Origin of the sequence: Bradyrhizobium sp. (assembly GCF_017881085.1) — a bacterium.
GTDB lineage: Bacteria > Pseudomonadota > Alphaproteobacteria > Rhizobiales > Xanthobacteraceae > Bradyrhizobium.
In genome coordinates this window covers 1-4,610 of record NZ_JADGRI010000376.1, presented here as the reverse complement: position 1 = coordinate 4,610, position 4,610 = coordinate 1, and the positions used below count along the sequence as shown (strand labels likewise).

Sequence of the window (4,610 nt, the reverse complement as noted above, 5' to 3'; positions counted from 1 at the left end):
CTTGATTTCCTTCGGCAGGTCTTCGGCGATGTAATTGGTGATGACGACGCGCGGTTCGTGCAGCACCACATGGCCGAGCGCGATGCCGTCGGACAGGATCGCGCCCGTCTTGTGCAGGGAATGCCGCGCCGCAGGCTCGGCCCCGGGCTGGGCGAGGGCGGAAAGTTCGCCCGAGGCGATCATCTCCGCCAGCACCATGGCGGTGGTCTGCAGCGCCTCGACCTCTTCCTCGACATAGGTGCGCTTGGCGCGGTTCTGCACCACCAGCACGCCGAGCGTGTTGCCGGCGCGCAGGATCGGCACGCCGAGGAAGGAGTGATAGATTTCTTCGCCGGTCTCCGGGCGGAACGAGAACGCCGGATGGCTTTGCGCGTCGCTCAGATTGAGCGGGTTCGCCTCGCTGGCGACGAGGCCGACCAGGCCCTCATGCGAACTCAGGACGGTGCGGTGGACGGCGTCGCGGTTGAGGCCTTCGGTGGCGTAGAGTTCGAGCGTGTTGTCGACGCGCAGCACATAGACGGAGCAGACCTCCGCCACCATGTTGGCGGCGATCAGCACCACGATCTTGTCCAATCGTTCCTGGGCTGAGACCTGCTCCGCCATGGTTTCGCGGAGCCGTCTCAGCAAGACGCGGGGGCCTCCCGACGCGCTCCGCATGTGCCAACATCCTCCTCCGCCAGGCCAGCCCCCCGGGTGGCCGGTAGCTGGCATTAAACCCAAGAAAAACAACAATTTTATTCATTCGGCGCCGTCGCAAGCCCGAAAATGCCGGCCGAATCAGGATAGCCAAAACTGTGGCACAGTTTGCGGCAGCCCACCCATCAGGCCGTATAGCGAATTGAGGCTTGTTTTGCCAAGCAAAACCCCTGCCAGAGGCGATAACGACTCCGGCAAGCCAATGCTGCGCCTGCTAAGCGCGGGATCGCCGAAGTGTGGGCGGTTTGGCGATAATATCGTGCGTAAGAACACCACATCCTGGAGCGCGGTGGCGCTCCAGGGGAAAACTCTTCTAAACCTGATCGAGCCCGTAAAGCGTGTGCAGCGTGCGCACGGCGAGTTCGGTATAGGCGGCGTCGATCAGCACCGAAAATTTGATCTCCGAGGTCGTGATGGCGCGGATGTTGATATTGCGCGCGGCCAGGGCCGAGAACGCCTGGGCGGCGACGCCGGCATGGCTGCGCATGCCGCTGCCGATGACCGAGACCTTGGAGACGTCGGTGGCGCTGTCGAGCCGCTGGTAGCCGATCTTGCCCTTGGCCGACGTGATGGTGTCGCGGGCGCGGGCATAGTCCGAAGCCGGCACCGTGAAGGTGAGGTCGGTGGTGGCGCCGTCCTCCGAGACGTTCTGCACGATCATGTCGACGTTGATATTGGCGTCCGCCAGAGGCCCGAAGATCGCGGCGGCGACGCCCGGCTTGTCCTGGATCTGGCGGACGGAAATCTGGGCTTCGTCCTTGGAAAAGGCGATGCCGGTGACGACGTGGCTTTCCATGATTTCCTCCTCGCTGCAGATCAGCGTTCCCGGCGGCGTGCCGTGCGGGTCGATATCCTCGGGCTTGTCGAAACTGGAACGGACGAAAATCGGCATGTTGTGCACCATGCCGAGTTCCACGGAGCGGACCTGCAGCACCTTGGCGCCCTGCGAGGCCAGTTCCAGCATGTCCTCGAACGCGATCTTGTCGAGCCGGCGCGCCTTCGGCACCACGCGCGGATCGGTGGTGTAGACGCCGTCGACGTCGGTATAGATGTCGCAGCGGTCGGCGTGGATGGCCGCCGCGATCGCCACCGCCGAGGTATCGGAACCGCCGCGCCCGAGCGTGGTGATTCGCTGGGTTTGCGGGTTGATGCCCTGGAAGCCGGCGACGACGGCGACTTCCTGGCGTTCCTTGAATCGGTTGATCAGCTCGGTGCCGTCGATCTCGAGAATCCGCGCCGACGCATGGGCCTCACTGGTCCTGATCGGGATTTGCCAGCCCTGCCAGGAACGCGCCTGGACGCCGATCGCCTGCAGGGCGATTGCCAGCAGGCCGGAGGTGACCTGTTCGCCGGAGGCCACCACGGCGTCATATTCGCGGGCGTCATGCATCGGCGACGCCTCGCGGCACCATTCCACCAGTTCGTTGGTCTTGCCGGCCATCGCCGAAACCACCACGGCAACGTCATGGCCGGCATCGACCTCGCGCTTCACATGCCGCGCGACGTTGCGGATACGGTCGATATTGGCGACGGATGTGCCGCCGAATTTCATCACGAGGCGGCCCATGACGACTGATGCATTCCCTGAGGTTAAGTATATGGCCCGCCCGCAAAACTAAGGCGCGCCGGCCAAAAGGCGCGTATACATAGCGGCGTCGTTCGGGGCAAGCAACCGGGTTCCGGCACGCCCCCGACGCGGTGCGGTATACAGTAGTTGCGGGCAATTGTCGGCAGGGTAATTGAGGCCAGCGTATGGGGCGTTATATCGACGAAATCCTGCAGCCCGGCGAAAAGGTGCTGTATTCGACCAACGCGCACTGGATGTTTTATTTGCCGGCGATCGCGGCCTGGATCGTGGCGCTGGTCCTGCTCATCCTGTCGCGAACGACCGTCACCGAAGGCATCATCCTGTTGTGTCTGTCGGGGTCGGCCATCGTGGCCATTATTGGGCTGTACTGGACCGTGAAGGCCTGGTTCCACCGCTGGACCACGGAGACCGACGTCACCAATCTGCGCGTTGTCCACAAGACAGGGTTTATCAAGCGTCGCACCTTCGAGATGTCACTGGACAAGGTCGAGAGCGTCGACGTCAATCAGAGCATTCTCGGCCGCCTGCTCAACTATGGCGACGTGACCATCCTTGGCGTCGGCGAGGGCAAGGAAACCATCTCCACGATTGCCTCGCCGCTGGTGTTTCGCAATTACATCACCGCGCGATAGGAGCGGCGCGCACCCCATGGCCATGCAACAGAATACACCGAACAATGCTTCCCCCGCTTCGGGGTCTACGGTCGACCCGGCCGAGATCGCGAAATTCTCGAGGCTGTCGGACGAATGGTGGGATCCCAAAGGCAAGATGGCCCCGCTGCACAAGATCAATCCGCTGCGGCTGACCTATATCCGCGACGCCGCCTGCCGCAAGTTCGAGCGTAACGTCAAAAGCCTGAATTGCCTGTCCGGCCTGCGCATCCTCGATATCGGCTGCGGCGCCGGGCTGCTGTGCGAGCCGTTCACCCGGCTCGGCGCGCAGGTGATCGGCGTCGATCCCTCCGCCACCAACATCGCGGCGGCAAAGCTGCACGCCGACAAGGGGCATTTGTCGATCGACTACCGTTGCACCACGGTGGAGCAGATGGACGTGCGCGAGCGCTTCGACATCGTGCTGGCGATGGAAGTGGTCGAGCATGTCAGCGACGTCGGCCTGTTCCTCAACCGCTGTGCGGCGATGCTCAAACCGGGCGGAATGATGGTGCTCTCGACCTTGAACCGCAACTGGAAGAGCTTCGCGCTCGCTATCGTCGGCGCCGAATATGTGCTGCGCTGGCTGCCGCGCGGCACCCATCAATGGGACAAGTTCGTCACCCCCGACGAACTCGCGCATTATCTCGAGCACAACAAGCTCGCCATCACCGAGCAGACCGGCGTGGTCTACAGCCCGTTCGCCGACCGCTGGGGCCTCTCCTCCGACATGGACGTGAACTACATGGTGGTGGCGGAGGGGGCACAAGGCTAGTTACAAACTATCGTCGTCCCTGCTTTCGCATTGCTTTCGCAGGGACGACGACAGGGTTGGTGTCGCATGCAATCCTGACGGTTGACCGCGCTCTTCCGCCCCGGCACGGTGGCGGCACTTCCCGCCCGCCAACCAATTCCCGCCTCATGCTCAGCATCACCACGCTCTGGGTTCCCTTCACCATCATTGCTGCGCTCGGGCAGGTCGCGCGCAATGCGATGCAGCGGCAATTGACCGGGCCGCTCGGCACCTGGGGCGCCACCAATATCCGTTTCCTGTTCGGCTTTCCGTTCTCGATTGTCTTCTTTGCCGTGGTGATCGCGGCGACCGGAGACCATGTGCCGTGGCCGACGGCGGCGTTCTGGCCGTGGCTCATGCTCGGCGCGCTCAGCCAAATCGTCGGAACCGGCATGATGCTGCTGGCCATGAACGACCGTTCCTTCGTGGTGACGACGGCCTACCTCAAGACCGAGGCGATCCAGACCGCGATTTTCGGTTTTGTCTTTCTCGGCGATCACCTGACGCTGTTGAAGGTGGTTGCGATCCTGATTGCGACCGCCGGCGTGGTTATTGCAGCGCTGCGTCCCGGCGCTGCGAAAGGTTTCACGGATCTAAAACCAACGCTGCTCGGCCTCGCTGCCGCCGCAGCTTTTGCGCTGTCGGCGGTCGGCTTTCGCGGTGCGGTTATCGTGGTGCCCGGCGTATCGTTCGTCACCGCGGCGTCCTACACGCTGGTGCTGGGGTTGTTCGTGCAGACGCTGGTGCTGACGATTTATCTGCTGGTGCGGGCGCCCGACGTACTCAGGAAAATACTCGGGCTGTGGAAGCCCTCTGTTTTCGCGGGCTTCATGGGCGCGTTCGCCTCGCAGTTCTGGTTCCTGGCGTTCGCGCTTACCGCGGC

General features: G+C 63.1%; 5 protein-coding genes. 3 read left to right on the top strand and 2 right to left on the bottom strand.

Going from position 1 to position 4,610, the window contains the following annotated elements:
- Positions 1-657 (bottom strand): GAF domain-containing protein (locus QZ213_RS24855; RefSeq protein WP_291688724.1); only part of this gene is annotated, 657 nt, incomplete at its 3' end.
- Between the two features lie 352 nt (positions 658-1,009).
- Positions 1,010-2,263, bottom strand: a complete 1,254-nt coding sequence (locus tag QZ213_RS24850) for an aspartate kinase (protein ID WP_291688723.1) — start codon at positions 2,261-2,263, stop codon at positions 1,010-1,012.
- Positions 2,264-2,448: 185 nt separating this feature from the next.
- Here QZ213_RS24850 and QZ213_RS24845 point away from each other — a divergent pair, with 185 nt between their 5' ends.
- From QZ213_RS24845 to QZ213_RS24835, 3 genes are all read left to right on the top strand, one after another.
- Positions 2,449-2,916 (top strand): PH domain-containing protein, encoded by a 468-nt coding sequence (locus tag QZ213_RS24845; protein WP_291688722.1) that lies wholly within the window; start codon positions 2,449-2,451, stop codon positions 2,914-2,916.
- 16 nt (positions 2,917-2,932) lie between these two features.
- Complete coding sequence (gene ubiG, locus QZ213_RS24840; protein ID WP_291688721.1) at positions 2,933-3,709, top strand: bifunctional 2-polyprenyl-6-hydroxyphenol methylase/3-demethylubiquinol 3-O-methyltransferase UbiG; 777 nt, start codon at positions 2,933-2,935, stop codon at positions 3,707-3,709.
- 146 nt (positions 3,710-3,855) lie between these two features.
- A partial coding sequence (locus QZ213_RS24835; protein ID WP_291688720.1) for an EamA family transporter occupies positions 3,856-4,610 on the top strand: 755 nt, incomplete at its 3' end.

Coding starts and splice junctions, on each gene's coding strand:
- QZ213_RS24850 (WP_291688723.1), bottom strand. CDS start 2,263: ATGGGCCGCCTCGTGATGAAATTCGGCGGCACATCCGTCGCCAATATC.
- QZ213_RS24845 (WP_291688722.1), top strand. CDS start 2,449: ATGGGGCGTTATATCGACGAAATCCTGCAGCCCGGCGAAAAGGTGCTG.
- ubiG (WP_291688721.1), top strand. CDS start 2,933: ATGGCCATGCAACAGAATACACCGAACAATGCTTCCCCCGCTTCGGGG.